We start from the raw sequence: 16,593 nt of genomic DNA on the forward strand, positions 1-16,593 counted from the left end.
ACAAATGAAAAATGAACAATTAAAATAAACCATTATAACACAATTATAATTATATACTATGTTTGAAGAGATGGTAAATTATGTACCTGGTATTCAGATGCGACTGTGGACGGGCAGTTTATGCCAGAGAAGGTGTTAAGAGAAAGAAATGTGTTTGTGGGAAGAATTTAAAGGTTTCAGAAAGGCGTATAATGGTAAAAACTGAAGATGCCCAAACCGCTGCTTTAAAGGTGCAGGAACTGCAGGAAGAAAAGTATGGTGGAGCATACCTTACCACTGCAGATAAGATCAAAAAATAAATATTATTTTTCATATAATTTCATATAATTCATTCCATATCATTATCCCCTATTAATAATGGATTATCTCATACATTTCATTTTCAATTTTTCGATAAACAAACTTTAAATATATGCTACAGATATCATACTAACCTTAAAAAAATCCAAAATATAATCCACATATCTAAAAAAATACGGGATTTATTCTATGAAAGAAAGCATCTACCACCTTACACAGCATGGTGAGAGAGAAAACATAGAATTTAAAGAAAATCTTAATTTGAAAACTCATCTTTTTACAGAACGTAAACAACAACTGGCATCCCAGATGAAGTACCGTCTGGAAAAGGGTAAAGGGGAAGCAATTTATTTTATCGGAGTTGACGATGATGGGGAGCTTCTGGGACTTGAAGATAGAAAAATGGATGAATCTCTTCATGTCCTGGGTGAGATTGCCCGTTACGTTAATGCAAAAATCAGTGCTGTTGAAACTGAACCTGCGGGTCGAGGAAAAGTTGCCCAGGTTTTCATAAGTCGTGTTCAAAACAGCAAACCCGACCATCTTTTAATTGGAGTTGCTGGACACGTGGATCATGGGAAAAGCACCCTGGTAGGGACTTTAACCACTGGCACCCTGGATACTGGTTCAGGAAGCACCCGCATATTCCTAGATGTGCAGAAACATGAAATAGAACGAGGACTGTCTGCTGATCTTTCCTTCGCAGTTTATGGATTCAGCCAGGGCACCCCGGTTAGAATAAAAAACCCCCTAAATAAGCGAGAAAAAGCCCTTATGGTGGAAAAATGTGATAAATTGGTTTCTTTTGTTGATACAGTCGGTCATGAACCATGGCTTCGAACCACCATCCGCGGGATTGTGGGACAGAAACTTAGTCACGGTCTACTGGTAGTTGCAGCTGACCAAGGACCAACACATATCACCAGGGAGCATTTGGGAATAATTTTGGCCATGGACTTACCAGTGATGGTAGTAATGACTAAAATTGACATGGTAAAACCTGAGAGAATTAAAGCTGTCCGTCAGGAGATTTTTGACCTGTTGAAACTGGTGGGGAGAATACCATACATGGTGAAAACATACGAAGATGCAGATTTCCTAACAGAAAACCTCAACCATCACCTGGTACCAGTTATTAAAGCATCACCTGTCACTGGAGAAGGTTTAGAACTGCTTGATCGCCTTTTTTCCAATCTTAAAATCCCATCCCACGAGGAAGACGCAAAAAAACCATTTATGATGTATATTGACAAAATATATTCCGTTATTGGTGTGGGAACTGTGGTCAGTGGTACAATAAGGCAGGGAAAGGTTAAAAAAGGTGAGAAACTTATTTTAGGACCTTCTAGTACTGGTGATTTCCTTCAGGTTAGTGTTAAAACCATAGAAATGCATCATTACCGCAAAGAAAGTGCTAGCGTGGGAGAAGTGGTGGGGATATCCATTAGTGGAGTTGAAATGGATGAAATAAAAAGGGGTATGATTATATGCCATCCAGATTATAATCCTCGCGCAGTGAGAGAGTTTGACGCTGATGTGGCCATTCTTGTGCATCCTACAACAATTAAGGAGGGATATGAGTGCATAACCCACATTGAAACCATTGCTGAAACCACTTGCTTCCGCCCCATTGACCATGAATACCTGTCCGCAGGTGACACCGGTCAGATTAGAATGAGATTCAAGTACCGGCCATTTGCCATCCGTGAAGGTCAGAAACTAATATTCCGTGAGGGAAAAAGTAAAGGCGTGGGAACTGTCACCCGTTTAGCCAGTGAATCGAAGTAATTTTATAAAAAAATTTAAAAAAACATTATCATCAATTTTTTTCCCATTTCTTTAATAAAAACTTAATAATATACACTTTAAACTTTAATAATCCACTAAATAAAAAGTTTAATCGTCCCTTTAATTTTAATCGTCCCCTTTAATAATTTCACACATTTCACAAGCTTTGCATATTAAAGAAGATGAAGGCTCGCCACATATCTGGCACTCACAGAGTTTAACTTCTTCTTTTTTATCCAGCTTCAGGTTTTTCTGGAAAAAACTAAGCATGTTTCTCTTGATGCCTGGTTGGTTCTCTTCTAAACTATTTAAGTAATTTTTTAGCCGGGATCGGAGAGACTGATATGCATATGGACATTCAGCCAGGTGTACATCAATATCATTCATCACAGCCCACATACCCACCTCCTTTTCTGCAACAAGCCACAGAGGTTTGATTCTGGGCACCATTTTAGGGTGGATTCGTTCCTGTATGGGTCCGAATTTTCCAAATCTCCTTATATCCGCCCTTACAAAACTCATTAAAAAGGACTGAACCTCATCATCCAGATTATGTCCTGTGGCTAGCTTGTCGGCTCCAAGATTATAAGCTGTGCGGTTTAGATGGTAGCGTCTGAAAACACCGCAAGGGACACATGCAGTCGGATAAAAGTGAGATGCATCATCCAGGGTGAACCCCAACTCTTCTTTTAGAGACACTTCATACAACTCCACTCCCAAAGATGAGGCATTTTTTCTGGCAGATCTTATTCCCTGTTCACGGTATCCCTGAATTCCCTCGTCAATTAGAATAGCTAAAAGTTCAAAATCTAAATAAGATTCATTCTGGAGCTTACTTAGAATATGAAGGGTTAATAAACTATCTTTCCCCCCAGAAAGAGCCACAGCTATTTTATCGCCATTTTCAATGAGATTATAATCATTTATAACCTTTTTAACCCTTTTTTCCAGTTTTTGATTGAAGTTATGGCCATTCAGGGGTTTCATAAATATTATATTGGCATTTGAACATAAATATCTAGTATGATATCAGCTGAACTGACCATAATCCCCATTGGCACTCCAAGTTCCAGTTTGAGTAAATATGTGGCTGCCGCAGTAGCTGCTTTAGATGAAACTGGCATAAAATATCAATTAAGCGGTATGGGAACTTTACTGGAGGCTGAAAATCCTGAAGAACTCTTTGACGCTATTAAAATTGCACACGAAGCAGTTTTCAAAGAGGGAATGGATCGGGTGGTTACCAGTGTGAAAATAGATGATCGCCGGGACCAGGACCGAACCATGGAGGATAAGGTGCGCTCGGTAGAGGAAAAATTGGGATAGGCTTCGATGATGATTAACTTGTAAATAAGTTAACTTGTAAATAAGCCTTAGTTAGTAAAACTTTAATTAAATCAGATGATTAATATTCCAACTCTGAAAATGATTAGAATAATTCTATCCATACCTTGTTTCGTGAAGTAAGTTGTCCAAAATAACGATGGATTATGGTAAAATTTATTGTAAAATTTTACCAGTCCTAATTTTACCATTCCTGATAGGGAACAAGAGGAGTCCTTTTAAGATCAATACAATAATATCCCTTGGTGATTACATAGAACTGAAATTTATCCAAATCCCCTCCTTCAGCCAAATACTCATCTAAAATCCTTCTAAACTCTGTTTCACTGGCATCAGAAAGAATAGCTGCTGTATGGTCTTCTCTACTTATTTTATTGGTTTTCTTACGTTTTTCAGAAATCTTATCTATAAAAAAGGTGTTTAAAGTTCCTGTTTTTATTTCAAAAGTTCCATTATCAGCCTGGTCCCCTTTACCTCTTCCGAACATAATTTCATCCCTCTTTTTAGTATATGAAAATATTACTGTAAATTACTGTGTTAAACATAATGAATATTATTTTTGGGATGAATAAAAATAGACTTATCCAGAAAAATTAAAAATGAGAAAAATGGAAAAATTGATAGAAAAAATTATAGAAAAATAATCGAATTCCATTCAAACTTTAATCTAAAAAATAATATCTGATACTGCTTCTAATGATATGGATATCTTTTCCAGTTCTTCAACAGTCAATCCTGGATGCACTGGTAGGGAGAGAACTTCCGAGGCAGCTTTTTCTGTTTCAGGGCAATTATCATTATACCCCATTTCCTGATATAGTTTCTGCTTGTAAATGGGGGTGGGGTAATGGATTCCGGTTCCAATTCCTTCCCGATTTAGATATTCCATTGTATCGTTTCTTTTTCCGTTTTTAATCCGAACTGTGTACTGGTGGAACACGTGACGGACTTCTGAAGAAACGTAAGGTGGATCTATTCCCTTTATAGTTTCTATGTGTGCGTTGAGGTATTCTGCATTTTCTATTCTTTTCTGATTGAATTGATCCAGCTTTTCGAGTTGCACCAGACCTATGGCAGCTGCTATGTCCGTCATGCGGAAGTTATATCCTAGAATTATGTGCTGGTATCTTTCTTTTTCACCGTGTGCTCTGAGCATTCTGGCTTTATCTGCCATTTCAGAATTGCTGGTGGTGATCATTCCACCTTCACTGGTGGTCATGTTTTTGGTGGGGTAGAAACTGAAGCAGGCCAGATCTCCCAGTGATCCTACTTTTTTATCCTTATACAATGCACCGTGAGCCTGGGCAGCATCTTCAATAACCACCAGATCATGTGATTTGGCTATCTGGTTTATCTGGTCCATCCTGGCTGGCTGGCCATAAAGATGAACCGGGATGATAGCCTTAGTTTTCTGGGTGATGGCTTCTTCAATCCTATCCGGATTCAGATTGTAAGTTTGAGGGTCTATATCCACAAAGACGGGTCTGGCTCCAACATAAAGCGCACAGTTACCTGTGGCTGCGAAACTAAAGGGCGTGGTTATAACTTCATCACCCTTTCCCACACCAGCTGCAAGTAAAGCCAGATGTAATGCTGTGGTTCCTGAGCTTACTGCAATGGCCTCTTCAACTCCAATATAACTGGCAAAGGCCTCTTCAAATTCTGCTACCTTAGGGCCCTGAGCTATGAACCCTGATTTTAATACTTTTTCCACTTCTTCTATCTCTTCCTGTCCAATAAGAGGCTTGGCAACTGGTATCATTAAATTCACCTGAAATTTGACTTAAAAATTGTTAAGTTAACTTTAGCATGTTTTTTTATTAATAAAAAAGCACTTAATTAAAGTCTTTTAGAGCATACAATTTGAAAAATGTATAATTTTTAAAAGACCTTTACACTTTGAAATTGCATTTCTCCATTTTTTAATTGTTTTCTATCTTAAAAAAACATGCCCCCTCTCCAAAAAATATGAATGATTGTTGAATTTGAATGTTCATGGGTTAAAGTTCGCTAAATCTTTTTAATTATGTTATTTTTACATTATGTTATTTGATTTTACCACATTTATATGATGTCCTATATATTTACGTGTTGTTTCCATTTAAAATCTCTTTAATCTCTTTAATGAAATATTCGAGTTATTTTATCTTTCCGGTTCCAGAAAAGGATGGTAATTGTCATGAATGCTTGCATTAACAAGAATGGAATGCCTGAAAAAGGGTCTGCTGGTTGAGCTGTGTACAGTGAGGGTAGTCCAGGGAGACCGGAATCAACAGAGTTGTATATTAAAAATACATAGAGGTTGTTTCCAATATGCACTCCCATTGCTGTTTCTATTCCATTATCTCCCAATGTGATGATACCCAACATCATTCCCAAAATGAAGGTTGCCAATACTATGGACAGATTCACCATTAAGGAGGTTCCATTGAAGAAATGTACCAGTCCGAAAATTAAGGATGTTATCACTAGTGGTACCCATGGTTTTTCAGATAGTAAACTGAATCCCTGCATCAGGTACCCTCTGAATAAAATTTCCTCAAAAGAGGCTTGTATAGGAACCACCAAAAGGCACAAGACCAGTAGGATAATAAAACCATTGAAATTGAAGGTAACCTGGTAACTTTGTGGATTGAAAATGAGGTCAGGAAGAGAAAATAGCAACATGATCACCAGCCATATTATCAATCCTTTGAGTAACAGTTTCCAGCGTAAACCGGGAAGTGTGTTAATTATTCCTAAAAAACGTTTATGATGTAAAAATCGGATGCAAATGTAGAAAAGGAAAACTGAAAGGGTGTAACTAACTCCCAATAATACAATAAGGATGAAAGGACTGGATAAAGTTGTTTGGAGTACTTTCAGAATATCTGCTGCTCCTCCGGGTGACAGGAAAACTGAATACATGACTAAGAGTGTTGCCACCAATATTCCAGATAAGAGAGTTCCACCAGCAAGGGATAAAACAGAGGTTAGAAGGTATCTCCACCAGCTGTTTTTTCCTTCATGAGCATTGTCTAAAAATGATATTGATGACATGTTAATTTCCAACCCATAATCTTATTCATGATTAATTGACTAGTTTTATATATCATATTATAAGTTAATGACACTTATGAGCTAAGATATTTAAAGTTTGGTGTTATTAGATGTTTGAGGTTATTTGATGGACTTTTTATTTATAGAAGAGGGTGAGGTGAGGATTAAAGTACCGCATTTTGAAAAAGTGTCCTCTAAAGCCCCTGTTTTTTATAATCCAGTTATGGAACTCAACCGGGATCTTTCTGTGGCTGCCCTGAAGATGTATCGACTAAGTCGTGACGAGGATATCAATATTTGCGATGCCTTCGGAGGGAGTGGTATAAGGGCCATAAGATACTCTAAAGAAATAGGAGGTGTTTCTCTTGCTGTGGTGAACGATTTAAACCCACGGGCAGTGGAACAGGCCCAAGAAAATATTGAGGAAAATGGACTAACCAATGTGAAGGTATGCCAGGAGGATGCCAATTTTTTACTTCGCAAATGCAGAGGTAAGTTTGATGTGGTGGATATTGATCCTTTTGGGACGCCTGCACCCTACATTGAATCTGCTGCTGCCAGCATAAAGGCTGGTGGGCTGATCTGTGTAACTGCCACTGACACTTCTGCCCTTTGTGGAACTTACAGGAAGCCATGCATCAGAAAATATGGTGCTAAACCCCTGAAGAATGAGTACTGCCATGAAACTGGTCTTCGTATTCTGGCAGGTTTTCTTTGCCGGAGTTTTTCCAAATATAAAAAATGTTTAGATTTCCAATTCTCCCATAGTTCTCAACATTACATGCGCCTTTACGCCCGGGTGGAGAAAGGTGCTGAAAAAACTGACCAGTCCCTGGAAAACCTTGGCTACATAGCTCACTGCCCCCAATGTCTGAATCGTGAGGTTTTCAAAGGAATGGTGCCAAGAATCCCCTTAAAATGTACTGAATGTGGTGAGGTTTGGAATGCGGGAGGTCCTCTGTGGTGTGGGGAAATCCAGAATCCTGATTTCGTTCAGGGTATGATGAATTTAATCCCTGATTTACATCTTAATAGGGAAAATGAAGCTCTTAAACTGCTGGATAAATGTTATAATGAAGCAGGAGCCCCTGCCACATTTTATGACCTGCATGCCATTTGCAGGAAGTTAAAGGTGGGTGCCCCTCCCATGAGTAGTATTATTTCCACTATTGAAAAAAGAGGATTTCTAGTATCCAGAACCCATTTTAATCCAAATGGTGTTAAAACTGATGCTCCGCTAAGTTTAATAGAAAATATAATTTTAGAAGTTAATCAGGTATAGGGTAGGTTTAGTAATTTTTTTGGAAGAACCCGCAGATAATTTTAAGCAATATAAACAATTTAAAAATGGATAATAGTTTTTCAATAGCTATAGTAGATTACTTAATATTTTTCACTGTTGGGTGAACTTTTGTATCCAGTTTTTATAAAATGATGGTTCCTTTATTATTTCTTTATATAGTTCTTCAAAAGCTTTTTTTAAATCTTCTACGTTATTATAATTGTTTATTGATATTATTCCTTTTATTTTTCTCCAAACATCTTCAATTGGGTTTAGATCTGGAGAATATGGTGGTAAAAATATTAAATTTATATTTAGAATTTCCGCTATTTTTTGGACTAATTTAGTTTTATGCACCCTGTAATTATCTAAAACTATGTTTAATCTCTTTTCTTTATTCAAATAATTGACTATTTCTTCTTTATTAACATTTTCCAGTAGTTTATCTCTTTTTATCCTGTCGATTTTACGAATATTAGTTAGTTCTTCTCTGTTGCAACGTTTACTGATTTTTTGGATTTTTTCATTTTGGGTTAAATTTTCGTTATCGAGATCATGGATAGTTTTTTCTCTAAATTTAGTTTCACTCATTTGTTTTTCAATTAAAATTGATTGTGCGTAATTTGTTGTTAGATTAATATTATTTATAGCTTTATTTAGTAATTCTATTCCTTTATCATTAGACATATTCATTATTCTCATTTGTATAATTGTTTTTGAAAGTTCATGTGCCTTAGTTGTGGGTGAAAACTCGAAATAAGATTTACAATTCACTCCTTGTAATCCTGTGCCATTTAATTTGAATTGTTCTGGATTTTTTTTAATGATATTCTTTGTTCCTGGCAAATACAGTGTTCGGCGTGAGTTTGTTGTATTTTGAACACCCACTGAATCTAAAAAAGCTAAATATTCATTATTTAGATTAATTTGAGCTATGTTTTTTTTAATGTTTCTTCAGCATTTTCAGGTTTCTTACTGTAAATAGGGAATGGTTTACCGTAATTTAAGTTTAATTTCTTTTTACATATCTCCCAAGCCTGTTTATAAGAATAATTAACCCCGTATTTGTCACTAATTAATTTTTGAACCTCACGAATACTATAATTCTTTTCTGAGTTAATTATTATTTCCTTGAGCTCTTCAAATTGTTCATTGGTTAAAAAACTAGGTCTTCCACCACCATATTTAGGAATCAAACCATTGAAACCTTCTTTATTATATTTTTTCAGCCAATTGAAACCAGTTTCTCTAGTAACGCCCACTAATTCTGCAGCATGCGAAATAGGCTTTTTCTGCATGACCATTTTCAAAAAAATAGCTCGCTGATACACCTTAACATCAACTCTAAGCTCAGAAATAATCTCATCTAACTCTTGAATAGTTAAATGATTCTCTATTTTAATTTTGCTTTTCCCAACCATAAAAAAATATCTGTAACTAATCAGTTAAATAAGTTTCGTAATTAACTATAGTTATATTTGACTTACAATATTTCACCTTTTTCGGAAAAAGTTACTTCACTTACCAAATCATCCATCCTATCCTTGACATAATCTAAATCTAATTTTTCCTTTATTTTTTCCTTCTTCAGCCCTGCAAGAGATAATATGGCCATAATAATACTGATGATTCCCCCAAATATAACCACACGATGCATTCCGGTGGTGAAATCATAGGCTGCTAAATTATACAGGACTGGTGATTGAAGAGTGCTGGGAGTTATAGTGGTGTATAACAGTAGGCCGGCGAAGCTAACTGCAAAAACCATTCCCAAATTCCGCATGGTTACAATAATACTTGAAACCATCCCTGAAGCTTTATCTGGAACATGGGCCATTATGGCACGGTTGTTGGGAGATTGGAAGAAAGCTGCACCTACGCCTAAAAGTGCAAACCTCCAGGTCACATCCACCAAGCTGGAGAATATGGTTAATTGGGTCATGGAAAAGAGAGCCAGAGCAGATATGATTGAACCGGTAAATGCCAGATATCTTGACCCCATTTTATCAGAAAGTGAGCCACTTAAGGGTGCCATGAACATCATAATTACAGGGGCTGCTGTTAAAACCATACCCGTCACATTTGAACCTAAATGAAGAACTTTCTGCAGGTAAAAGGGCATTATGAAAAATACCATATACATGCAGAGATAGTTAAGGAAAAGGGCCAGGTTGAAAGCAGAAAATTTCATCTTCCTAAAAAGGGATAGATTCAACAAGGGTTCATCAACCCTTCTTTCATTCCATATGAACATAATCAGAGTGAATAATGCAAAAAATCCTATAAAAACAGTAATCATATCTATTCCTTCCCTTTGAATGTAATTCAAACCGTAAACAATAGAAAATAGACATGAAAATTGTAAAAAAGTACCAGTTAGATCCCATTTAACCTTTTCTCCAGTGTTTCGGTCTAATATGAAATAGCACAAAATTAAGCTTAAGGCACATAGAGGTATGTTTAACAGGAAAATAGATCTCCAGCCTCCCCATGATTCGATTAAACCTCCAATTGCAGGGCCTAAAGCCAATCCTGCGGCAATTGCAACTGCATAAATTCCCAGTGCCCTGCCCAGTTCTTCAGTGGGGAAAGATTTTTTTACAATTCCCAGAGATACTGAAATCATCATAGCTGCAGCAACACCCTGCACAGCCCTGAATATAATTAAAAAGTAGATGGATGGGGAGCTGCTGCACAGAAGAGAAGACAATATAAAAAACACCAAGCCCAGCATGTAAAGCCTTTCATGGCCTTTGGAATCACCAACCCTTCCAAAAAATAATACTAAACTTAGCATAAAAAGTAAATAAGCTGTTAAAACCCATTGAGCTGTTGCAACAGAAACATTGAAAAATTCAGTTATTGAGGGGAGGGATACATTTACAATCCCGGCATTAATGGGAACCACCGCGGTCCCCAATGCTATGGCAATTAAAATCTGCCATTTTCTTTCCATATTTCTTTGCAAGAAAAGCACCTGAACTCTTATTGAGAGATAATAAGGATTTATTCACTTATTCTGTCCACATATAACAGTCCAGAACTATCAACTAGGTCTTTAAATTCATCAGTTTCTGATGCAGCTTCTAAAGCATCTTCTATGTCTTCAAGGATGGCTTTGAGTTTTGATTCAAAATTAGAATAATCTCTTTTCAAGGTTAAATGGACAATTATTTTTTCATCTTCCAATTTACATATTTTACGCCCTTTTTCATCAACTGATAATTGAATTTTAACATCCATTTTCTCTCACCAGATAAAATTATTATGCCTTCAGATCACTATTTATGATCATTTCAACACTTGAAGTGCATGAGCAATTCAATGTGATTCATAAGATATATAATTTATTCTCCAGACCCAAGTTTTCTAAAAAAAACCCGAATTTACATTTCAAGGCAATCTTTTATTAAAAAAAATTCCGTTAATTAATAAAAATAATATTAGTTCATTATTAGTTTATGCAAATTCTAATTCGAATAAGGCCTAATTTAAATAAGGAACTTAAAATCTAAAAATAAATTCATTCCAGACAATTAATTTCTTTTTTTAATGTCAATTGCCTTTGTATATAAGCCTTTGTATATAAGGCAGCAAAATCCAAGCAGATTTCCAATATAAATGATATGATTTTCAAATATTCACTCCAGTGGATTTTCGTTTTTCATTTTTTACACTTGAAATGTATGAGTGTTAAATTAAAAGTATACTAAATCCAGGAGAAATGATGTTGAAAAAGGAATTGAAGTAAAAAAAGATTTAATTTTAATGATTTAGAAAATAATTAAGTTAAACCCCATAATATATCAAAATACCTATTTATTGCGACGAAAACGTTCAGGAGTAGTAGTTCGTGGGATGTTTCGATAAAATTCACCGGCAGTGTCTATGATTTCAATTGAAATATCACCAATACGTTCAAAAGCCTTCACAACTCGTGATAAAGAGAGGTAATAGTTGGATCGGTCCTTATCCATTACATCATCATCTGCCATTTGAGTGGCAATGTTGTTCAGGGCTTTCCTTTGCAAGGCATGGATCTTTTCTTCATGATCCATGACATTATCTTTAAGTTCCAGACGCTCATCTAAAAATGCCTCCATGGACTGATTCACCATTTTTCGGGCAGTGCTATACATGGATTTAAGAGTTTCCATCATCTCTTCATCAATTGGATCCGAGTCTTGGAGGGCGAAGTTGGCGATATGGCAGGTGTGGTCGGCAATACGTTCCAAGTCATAGGCAACCTCCCCCAGAACCATGGTTTTACTGAATTCAGAATAAGGGTTGATGGATATCACAGTCTCCACAGATGAACGGACCTTTTCGTGCATATTATTTGAGATATAATCCAGTTTTAGTGCTTCATCAGCCATTTCAGAATCATAATCTTTTAGTGCTTCAAATGACATGTCAAACTGGCGGCAGACATGTTTAGCCATATCCCGTAACATATCCTTAATCAGGAATGTACCAGCATGTTCACGGGAGGTTTTCTCCTCATCGAACATTTCTGAAAATTCATCAAACTTCTTAAGATCAAGAATATAGGCTCTGCGAACTACTCCTTCCTTAATTAGTGGTTGTAATAATTTAGTAACATACCTGCGAGTTAACCCTAATTTTTCAGCGATCTCATCCTGCGTGGTAGGGTTATCATACAAAATTACTTCCAAAACCGCTTTAAGAGTGCTATTTTTTGCTCTGTTACTCATTTTATCATTGCCTAATACATTATCTGTTATCTTAATATTTAAACTATTGTTTATTCTTCTATCCAACCCTTTCTCACCATCTAGACTCTGAATTCATCATGACTGTTCAATTTGATCTTCTTCACCATTAATCTTCACAGAATCCTGAACAATTGATACAATTACATACAAAAGAACAGCTATTAATCCAATTGAAATTATTTCACTGAATTGATGAAACACCGGCGAGTAATATGCTACTATTGGTGATTTATAATCCACAAATCCGGCTAAAAGTTTCACCACACCCACTGCCATTATTATCACACCATAGAAAGGAGAGATCCTATCCGGTTCAAGGAGAGGATAAACCCCCATAATCAGAAGTCCCACACCTATAGTTCGGAAAAGATTCCAACCAGTGGCTGACTCCAGTGACTGGAATAATAAGTCAGGCCGATGGTAAAATGAAGCCAGTAAATATATCACTTCAATACCCAAGATTATGATTAAAGGGAAGACAAAAAATATGCTACTTTCCACTTTCTGGGTTTTAAGAGATGCTTTTCCTTCCAGAGGCTCTTTGAAGAAATGGGACATTAACTGGTAAAGCATGGAACCTAATACTGCACCAATTACAGTCCCGGTTATTCCTAATTGGGAGGTGGTGAAAGCCACAATACCAGAAATAACACCAGCCATGATTATATCTAATAATTTTGACATATTATCCCAAACTTCACTCTTTTATAAACATTATAGAACCAATCCCGGCCAGATTTAATCTATTCATTCTAGAATCTTATAAAAAGATTTTGAATCATATTATATGATTTTAAAGAATATACCTAGAAACTGATTAAAGTTAATTTTTAAACTTATTCTAAAAAGGGTAATTCCAATCATGTGATATAATATATAATTATATTTTAAAATTGTATTAATCACACCTACTATTTAATATCTTCATACTTTATTTATAGATTTATGATTAGAATAATAGAACATATGTTTTATCTTTAATTTCCCAGAATAAGTGAATAATCTGCATTTCACTTCTATTACCCTCTTAATCAAACTGGTCATGGAAAAAATCAATGAAAAAATATTTCGGATTCTTGGTAGGACCCTATTTTTATTTAAATTTATATTCGACTAAAATGTGTTTATTGGGTTCCCATTGAGTTGTGACGGGTGGAGCAGACCACGTACTCCTCATTTTCTACCTTAACAGAGTAATTTGCCAGTAGGTTTTTTCGACCGGTTTCAGTGTCCACCAGGTTCACCTGAAAATTTTCATCTTCAAAGGAGAGTTGGTTGTATGATGGCCTGGTTTGACCCCTCAATTTCCGGGTGGTGGCAGTTCCTGAGTTCAAAGTTACCATCTTCTCAACCATCCATACATTGGGAACATGTTTATGACCATTTAAAACCAGATCAACACCATTATCAGTTAAAAGCCTCAGTAAATCACCAGAGTCCAGTAAAATATTTCTTTCCCTACCGGTTTGAGGTATGGGCATGAGGTGATGGTGGAAAGTGACAACTTTACCCATATTGTCCGGTATTTTTTCCAGTTGAGTTTTCAACCACTCCATCTGATCAATACCAATCTGCCCATCATTAATATCTGGTTCAGATGAATCCAGGCCAATGATTGCATATTCCCCATCTTTGTCCACATGCACAAACTTACGATGCCCGATGAGGTCTTCATAGTGGAGAAGACCAACATTACGGGCATCGTGGTTACCTGGAATTATATATGTTTTGGTAATAGTCCTTAATTCATCAGCAAAGGCAGCAGCTTCCTCATACTCATGAGGATATCCATTGGTTGTCAGATCACCGGAAACTATGATCAGGTCCGGATTCTCTTTTTCCAATTGTTGTAGAAGATTATTTTTCAAATCATGAGAAAAGTTCTTCTCTCCAAAGTGAACATCAGATATTTGAATAATTCTTTCTCTCATCTCATCACCAGTATAGATCCCTTAACCAATACTATCACACCATTACACCAATTGAAAATATAATCAAGTGGTGTCTGAGCTTTATAGGTTTATAAATCTTACCTCTTTAAATACTTTAATGAGTCTTTTCGAGGATATTAATCTATCCTTAGGCTAAACCCTCAAACTTACAAAAATTTAACTCCATCTAAAGTTTAAAAAACTGTAAAGAATGAACAAAAGATTAAAAAAAGCCTTAGGGGGGATTCGAACCCCCGGCCTATACCTTACCAAGGTATCGCTCTACCGGCTGAGCCACTAAGGCAGTAGTTATAATTAAACTTTTTAGTATTTAAACTCTTTTTTTATTTTTAAAAACTTATAAAAAGGTTGTTTAAACTCAAATTGTTAAGGTTATTAAGTGCAGGGGAAGGGATTCGAACCCTCGAAGGCCTACGCCAGAGGATCTTAAGTCCTCCCCCTTTGGCCGCTCGGGCACCCCTGCATAACTCCAAGTGGGCGAACTTCATATATTAAGTTAACGGTTCCTCTGGAGAATAAATCTCAAAAAAACACACTTTTGATTGTGATAAAAAATGTGAAAAAATTAACAAAAAAAGTGGTTTTTTAAAATTATTTATTCTTCATTAAGTCCTCTTTAAGCACCATACTACATTCCACTAATTGCAAGGGTATCCCACATAGTGTGGGAAGTCCACTGTGACCTTAAAAGGTAATTTTATAAATATAAACTAAATTATACTACTCATAGTGAAAAATGTCTAATATATCGTTGGCTGATGGGTGTGATGATGATAATCTCAAAAGATGAATGCGGATACTGTGGGTCATGTGTAGCGGTGTGTCCCCTTGGCCTTCTGGAACTATATGAGATGGATATCATTATAAAGGAAGGATGTGAAGAATGTTCTTTTTGTATTTATGTGTGTCCGCTGGGAGCGATAAAAGAGGGTAAGAATGAAATATGATGTTGTAGTTGTAGGAGGGCGTATTGGTGGGTCAACTGCATCTATATTTGCTTCTAAAAATGGTGCAGATGTGCTTATGATCGAGAAAAATCAGGAGATTGGAACTCCAGTTCAGTGTGCTGAGGCTACCAGCTCCCAAACTTTTAAAACCCTGGAGATAGAACCTTCCTCCAAATACGTGTGCTCAGAGATTTACGGTGCCGATGTATATGCTCCAGATGGTACTCATGGCCATTTAGAAGGAGGTTATGCTGAAGGTTTTATTTTAGAGAGAAAAATATTTGACAAACACTTGGCGATAGAAGCTGCCAAATCAGGGGCAGATATCATGGTAAAAACCAGAGTCCGGAATCTCATTACCCGGGAGGGCAGAGTATGCGGAGTGGTGGCTAAACATATGGGAAAAACCCTGGAGATCAAAGCAGACGTGGTTATAGCGGCTGATGGGATTGAATCCCGTGTAGCCCAGATGGCAGGTTTAAATACTACCAGAACCCCTGAAAGTTTATATTCATGTGCACAGTACGAAATGGTTGGCCTTGAAACCGATCCTCATTATCTTAAATTCTATTTAGGCCAGAAAATAGCCCCCAAAGGATATGCATGGATATTTCCCAAAGAAGAAAATGTGGCCAATGTAGGAGTGGGTGTAAGAAGTAACACTAAAACAGCCTACTATTTCCTTAAAAAATTTACCTCCAAAATAGATGCCACCCCGGTTGAACTTAATGTGGGTGGAGTTCCAGTAACCGGTCCAGTTGAGAAAACCTACACCGACGGTTTGATGGTTGTTGGAGATGCTGCAGGGCAGGTGGAACCATTTACTGGTGGAGGAATCCATGTAACTGCCCATTGTGGTCGTGTTGCTGGTGAAGTGGCTGCTGAGGCTATTGAAAAAGATAAATTCTCAGCAAATTTTTTAAAAAAGTATGAAACTCGCTGGAAGAAAGAAATAGGCCATGATCTTAAACAATCCCTTAAGTATCGTAAGATAATGGATCAGTTAAGTGACGAAGAAATGAATATTCTGGCTAAATTCCTCAAAGGACAGAATTTGGAATCAATCTCTAAAATGTCCATGCTTGGTTTTGTACGTGAATACCCCCAATTTTTAAAACTCTTAAAAGAGATATTATAGTTATATTAGTTAATTATATCATTAACCACAGTAAATAGTAATAATGATAATAAAAATTGAAAGTTGC

At 36.4% G+C, this 16,593-nt stretch carries 17 protein-coding genes and 2 tRNA genes; 6 read left to right on the forward strand and 13 right to left on the reverse strand.

All coding sequences use genetic code 11. From position 1 onward, the window contains the following. The first annotated feature begins 80 nt into the window (after positions 1–80). Positions 81–299 carry a DUF1922 domain-containing protein gene (locus tag HVN35_02600; GenBank protein ID NYB51443.1) on the forward strand — a complete coding sequence of 73 codons (219 nt, stop codon included), beginning with the start codon at positions 81–83 and terminating at the stop codon, positions 297–299. Between the two features lie 190 nt (positions 300–489). Beyond that, complete coding sequence (locus HVN35_02605) at positions 490–2,088, forward strand: GTP-binding protein (protein ID NYB51444.1); 1,599 nt, start codon at positions 490–492, stop codon at positions 2,086–2,088. Positions 2,089–2,214: 126 nt separating this feature from the next. On the opposite strand, the gene HVN35_02610 is transcribed toward HVN35_02605, so the two are convergent. Then, positions 2,215–3,075 (reverse strand): TIGR00269 family protein, encoded by an 861-nt coding sequence (locus tag HVN35_02610; protein ID NYB51445.1) that lies wholly within the window; start codon positions 3,073–3,075, stop codon positions 2,215–2,217. Positions 3,076–3,111: 36 nt separating this feature from the next. Between HVN35_02610 and HVN35_02615 the strand changes: the two genes are divergently transcribed. Beyond that, complete coding sequence (locus HVN35_02615; GenBank protein ID NYB51446.1) at positions 3,112–3,414, forward strand: MTH1187 family thiamine-binding protein; 303 nt, start codon at positions 3,112–3,114, stop codon at positions 3,412–3,414. A 202-nt stretch (positions 3,415–3,616) separates the two neighbouring features. Here the strand turns inward: HVN35_02615 and HVN35_02620 are convergent, their stop codons facing one another. From HVN35_02620 to HVN35_02630, 3 genes are all read right to left on the reverse strand, one after another. Continuing rightward, positions 3,617–3,919, reverse strand: a complete 303-nt coding sequence (locus tag HVN35_02620; protein ID NYB51447.1) for a hypothetical protein — start codon at positions 3,917–3,919, stop codon at positions 3,617–3,619. Between the two features lie 180 nt (positions 3,920–4,099). Then, positions 4,100–5,194, reverse strand: a complete 1,095-nt coding sequence (locus HVN35_02625) for a DegT/DnrJ/EryC1/StrS family aminotransferase (protein ID NYB51448.1) — start codon at positions 5,192–5,194, stop codon at positions 4,100–4,102. 359 nt (positions 5,195–5,553) lie between these two features. After that, on the reverse strand, positions 5,554–6,471 hold the full coding sequence (locus HVN35_02630) for a CPBP family intramembrane metalloprotease (protein NYB51449.1): 918 nt from the start codon (positions 6,469–6,471) through the stop codon (positions 5,554–5,556). Between the two features lie 127 nt (positions 6,472–6,598). Between HVN35_02630 and HVN35_02635 the strand changes: the two genes are divergently transcribed. Next, positions 6,599–7,753: a tRNA (guanine(26)-N(2))-dimethyltransferase gene (locus tag HVN35_02635; protein NYB51450.1), complete on the forward strand. Its 1,155-nt coding sequence runs from the start codon at positions 6,599–6,601 to the stop codon at positions 7,751–7,753. A gap of 111 nt (positions 7,754–7,864) precedes the next feature. Here the strand turns inward: HVN35_02635 and HVN35_02640 are convergent, their stop codons facing one another. The 9 genes from HVN35_02640 to HVN35_02680 all read right to left on the reverse strand — a co-directional run bounded on the left by HVN35_02640 (position 7,865) and on the right by HVN35_02680 (position 14,904). Next, on the reverse strand, positions 7,865–8,641 hold the full coding sequence (locus tag HVN35_02640) for a transposase (GenBank protein NYB51451.1): 777 nt from the start codon (positions 8,639–8,641) through the stop codon (positions 7,865–7,867). A 44-nt stretch (positions 8,642–8,685) separates the two neighbouring features. Beyond that, a complete protein-coding gene (locus tag HVN35_02645; protein ID NYB51452.1) occupies positions 8,686–9,174 on the reverse strand; it encodes a transposase in 489 nt (162 codons plus the stop codon). A gap of 62 nt (positions 9,175–9,236) precedes the next feature. Further along, complete coding sequence (locus HVN35_02650; protein ID NYB51453.1) at positions 9,237–10,709, reverse strand: MFS transporter; 1,473 nt, start codon at positions 10,707–10,709, stop codon at positions 9,237–9,239. Between the two features lie 50 nt (positions 10,710–10,759). Beyond that, positions 10,760–10,996, reverse strand: a complete 237-nt coding sequence (locus HVN35_02655; protein ID NYB51454.1) for a hypothetical protein — start codon at positions 10,994–10,996, stop codon at positions 10,760–10,762. Between the two features lie 572 nt (positions 10,997–11,568). Continuing rightward, entirely contained in the window at positions 11,569–12,468 is a 900-nt protein-coding gene (locus HVN35_02660) for a winged helix-turn-helix transcriptional regulator (protein NYB51455.1), read from the reverse strand. 96 nt (positions 12,469–12,564) lie between these two features. Continuing rightward, positions 12,565–13,173 carry a hypothetical protein gene (locus HVN35_02665; protein NYB51456.1) on the reverse strand — a complete coding sequence of 203 codons (609 nt, stop codon included), beginning with the start codon at positions 13,171–13,173 and terminating at the stop codon, positions 12,565–12,567. Positions 13,174–13,613: 440 nt separating this feature from the next. After that, entirely contained in the window at positions 13,614–14,420 is an 807-nt protein-coding gene (locus HVN35_02670) for a metallophosphoesterase (GenBank protein NYB51457.1), read from the reverse strand. Positions 14,421–14,651: 231 nt separating this feature from the next. Beyond that, positions 14,652–14,724 (reverse strand) — tRNA-Thr (locus HVN35_02675). Positions 14,725–14,821: 97 nt separating this feature from the next. Further along, a tRNA-Leu gene (locus HVN35_02680) sits at positions 14,822–14,904 on the reverse strand. Positions 14,905–15,211: 307 nt separating this feature from the next. Here HVN35_02680 and HVN35_02685 point away from each other — a divergent pair. Together HVN35_02685 and HVN35_02690 are read left to right on the forward strand one after the other, a co-directional pair. Continuing rightward, positions 15,212–15,388 carry a 4Fe-4S binding protein gene (locus HVN35_02685; protein NYB51458.1) on the forward strand — a complete coding sequence of 59 codons (177 nt, stop codon included), beginning with the start codon at positions 15,212–15,214 and terminating at the stop codon, positions 15,386–15,388. After that, complete coding sequence (locus HVN35_02690) at positions 15,378–16,526, forward strand: NAD(P)/FAD-dependent oxidoreductase (protein NYB51459.1); 1,149 nt, start codon at positions 15,378–15,380, stop codon at positions 16,524–16,526. Before HVN35_02685 ends, HVN35_02690 begins: the two co-directional genes overlap by 11 nt. Positions 16,527–16,593: the final 67 nt, after the last annotated feature.

The organism is Methanobacteriaceae archaeon, assembly GCA_013403005.1.
Lineage (GTDB): Archaea > Methanobacteriota > Methanobacteria > Methanobacteriales > Methanobacteriaceae > Methanobacterium.

Excerpts from the sequence above, each read along its gene's own strand:
- HVN35_02600 (NYB51443.1), top strand. The coding sequence starts at position 81 with ATGTACCTGGTATTCAGATGCGACTGTGGACGGGCAGTTTATGCCAGA.
- HVN35_02605 (NYB51444.1), top strand. The coding sequence starts at position 490 with ATGAAAGAAAGCATCTACCACCTTACACAGCATGGTGAGAGAGAAAAC.
- HVN35_02610 (NYB51445.1), bottom strand. The coding sequence starts at position 3,075 with ATGAAACCCCTGAATGGCCATAACTTCAATCAAAAACTGGAAAAAAGG.
- HVN35_02615 (NYB51446.1), top strand. The coding sequence starts at position 3,112 with ATGATATCAGCTGAACTGACCATAATCCCCATTGGCACTCCAAGTTCC.
- HVN35_02620 (NYB51447.1), bottom strand. The coding sequence starts at position 3,919 with ATGTTCGGAAGAGGTAAAGGGGACCAGGCTGATAATGGAACTTTTGAA.
- HVN35_02625 (NYB51448.1), bottom strand. The coding sequence starts at position 5,194 with ATGATACCAGTTGCCAAGCCTCTTATTGGACAGGAAGAGATAGAAGAA.
- HVN35_02630 (NYB51449.1), bottom strand. The coding sequence starts at position 6,471 with ATGTCATCAATATCATTTTTAGACAATGCTCATGAAGGAAAAAACAGC.
- HVN35_02635 (NYB51450.1), top strand. The coding sequence starts at position 6,599 with ATGGACTTTTTATTTATAGAAGAGGGTGAGGTGAGGATTAAAGTACCG.
- HVN35_02645 (NYB51452.1), bottom strand. The coding sequence starts at position 9,174 with ATGGTTGGGAAAAGCAAAATTAAAATAGAGAATCATTTAACTATTCAA.
- HVN35_02650 (NYB51453.1), bottom strand. The coding sequence starts at position 10,709 with ATGGAAAGAAAATGGCAGATTTTAATTGCCATAGCATTGGGGACCGCG.
- HVN35_02655 (NYB51454.1), bottom strand. The coding sequence starts at position 10,996 with ATGGATGTTAAAATTCAATTATCAGTTGATGAAAAAGGGCGTAAAATA.
- HVN35_02660 (NYB51455.1), bottom strand. The coding sequence starts at position 12,468 with ATGAGTAACAGAGCAAAAAATAGCACTCTTAAAGCGGTTTTGGAAGTA.
- HVN35_02665 (NYB51456.1), bottom strand. The coding sequence starts at position 13,173 with ATGTCAAAATTATTAGATATAATCATGGCTGGTGTTATTTCTGGTATT.
- HVN35_02670 (NYB51457.1), bottom strand. The coding sequence starts at position 14,420 with ATGAGAGAAAGAATTATTCAAATATCTGATGTTCACTTTGGAGAGAAG.
- HVN35_02685 (NYB51458.1), top strand. The coding sequence starts at position 15,212 with ATGATAATCTCAAAAGATGAATGCGGATACTGTGGGTCATGTGTAGCG.
- HVN35_02690 (NYB51459.1), top strand. The coding sequence starts at position 15,378 with ATGAAATATGATGTTGTAGTTGTAGGAGGGCGTATTGGTGGGTCAACT.